Below are 2,326 nucleotides of genomic sequence, written 5' to 3'. Positions count from 1 at the left end.
GGGTCTGGGGTGCCTTGACAGTGTCACTACATACCCCGCACAGGGTTTTGACTGGTGACGGATACTGTGGAACAGTCATCGCGCACTCGTGCCGCAGTGACCCCGGGAGAAGGACCGACGGGAGCGCCTGCGATCGGCACATCCGTATGCATCCGTATTCACTTCCATACGGCGGAGGGTTTCTCGTGATCAACAGGCGTACCTTCAACAAGGCCATGGGGCTCGGCACCGGCGCGGCCGCGGTCTCGCTGGCCGGTTTCCAGGCGAGCGCGAAGGCGTCATCCGCCCACCACTACGAGGGAGGCGACGCCGCGACACCGACCGTGCCGGCCGTGACCCCGGGCACGCACACCTCCTTCGCCCGGCTGAAGCAGGTCAGGGCAGGTGTGCTGGACATCGGCTACGCCGAGGACGGACCCGCGCACGGACCCGTGGTCATCTGCCTGCACGGCTGGCCCTACGACATCCACAGCTACGTCGACGTCGCTCCCCTGCTCGCCGCGCAGGGCTACCGGGTCATCGTGCCCTTCCTCCGCGGTCACGGCACGACGCGCTTCCTCTCCTCCCTGACGTTCCGCAACGCCCAGCAGTCGGCGGTCGCCCTGGACATCGTCGCCCTGATGGACGCCCTCAAGATCGAGAAGGCCCTTCTGGCGGGCTTCGACTGGGGCTCACGCACCGCCGACATCATCGCGGCCCTGTGGCCCGAACGCGTCAAGGGGCTGGTGTCCGTGAGCGGATACCTCATCACCAACGTCGAGGCACAGAAGAAGCCCCTCCCGCCGAAGGCCGAATACGCCTGGTGGTACCAGTACTACTTCGCCACCGACCGGGGCCGACTCGCCATGGAGGACAAGACCGACCGGCACGACCTGTGCCGGCTCGTCTGGGACACCGTCTCCCCGACCTGGGATTTCGACGACGCCACCTTCGAGCGCACGGCCGCCGCGTTCGAGAACCCCGACTACGCGGCCATCGTGATCCACAACTACCGCTGGCGGCTGGGCCTCGCCGACGGGGAGCGCCGCTACGACCGGTACGAGAGGCAGCTCGCGACCCGTCCGGTCATCGAGGTGCCGACCATCACGCTCGACGCCGAGCGCGACCCGTTCACCGCTCCCGGCAACGGGACCTTGTACCGCGACCGGTTCACGGGCAAATACGCCCACCGCACGCTGACCGGGATCGGTCACAACCTGCCGCAGGAGGCACCCACCGCCTTCGCCCAGGCGGTCGTCGACGTGGACCACTTCTGAGATCGGGCGATCTTCTCTCACCGGGGATCCGGCCGGGTGGACACCGACGTGGCCGTCCACACCGCGACGACGTTCGGACCGTGGTCCTGACAGCGGCGCTGTCATGCGTGCCCCTCTCGTCGGCGGCGGGCCGGACATCGGCCGCTCCTACGGGCTCACCGTCGCAGCGGCCGTCCCAGTCTTCGTCCTCTCGGCCGTTCAGGCGTTCAGGCGCACACCGTCCCCGCCCATGAATCTCGGATAGCCCCGTTCGGAGGCGTCTTCCTCGTTGTCATCTCCGATGCCACGGCGACGCACAGCGCTCGGGGCGTGAACGTTCAGGCGTCGGCTTCTCTCCGCGTTCGGCGCGGGTGACGGCCTGGGATCGGGCGGCGACCGGCTCGGGATCGCCTTCGGAGTCGTCGGCACGGCGCACCGTGCGAGGAGTCATGGCTGACGGCCTTCGGACTCATCGCGCTCCTGGTGTGGATCCATGTGGAGGCGCTGCGCGTGCTCACTTTCCGACGGGACGACACCTGAGCCGCACACACCAACAAGGGGGCGTCTGATCCGGTCAAGACCGAGCGGGCGTCTGGGACATGCCATCACCGCGGGACGGGCGAGGCCGCGGCCATGACCGCCGTCGCCCGTCCCGTTCGAGGACCGCCTCCCTGTCTCGGGCGACCGCGGCGTCGGACATTGCGCAGTGTCATCAGGCTCGGTGGTACTGATTCCGAGGTCGTAGGGTCAGATCCCCCGGGGCTGACGGCAGTGACCCCGGTGATGATCAGGCCGATACCTCGTGAGGCCCGCGCGGCAAGGTGTGCGAAGTACCAGTCCGTCGCCGCGCCGACCGAACCACCTTCCGGCGCCGTCCTCACCGGCTCCCCGCGTCCGCAGTCAATCCCAGCCGCGGGTATGCACTCGCCCTCTACCGGCGCACGTATTTCTCCGCTACGTACCGGTGCACGGTTCCCCGCGCGCGGAGCTCGCGGCCACCCCCCGCGTCGCCGGTGGCCCGCCGGGCAATGGTCCCCACCCCGCCCGAAGGGTGGGCCAAGCCAATTGGGTGATCGTCCAGCCACCACCCG

At 68.8% G+C, this 2,326-nt stretch carries 2 protein-coding genes; both read left to right on the top strand.

Annotated features, from left to right (window positions below):
- Positions 1-185: 185 nt before the first annotated feature.
- A complete protein-coding gene (locus ACFW2E_RS31210) occupies positions 186-1,256 on the top strand; it encodes an alpha/beta fold hydrolase (RefSeq protein WP_384470443.1) in 1,071 nt (356 codons plus the stop codon).
- A 363-nt stretch (positions 1,257-1,619) separates the two neighbouring features.
- Complete coding sequence (locus ACFW2E_RS31205; protein WP_384470458.1) at positions 1,620-1,775, top strand: Bax inhibitor-1/YccA family protein; 156 nt, start codon at positions 1,620-1,622, stop codon at positions 1,773-1,775.
- Positions 1,776-2,326: the final 551 nt, after the last annotated feature.

The organism is Streptomyces sp. NPDC058964, from assembly GCF_042741275.1.
Taxonomy (GTDB): domain Bacteria; phylum Actinomycetota; class Actinomycetes; order Streptomycetales; family Streptomycetaceae; genus Streptomyces.
Note: the sequence above shows the minus strand (reverse complement) of the source record. Positions and strands in the feature narration are given on the sequence as shown.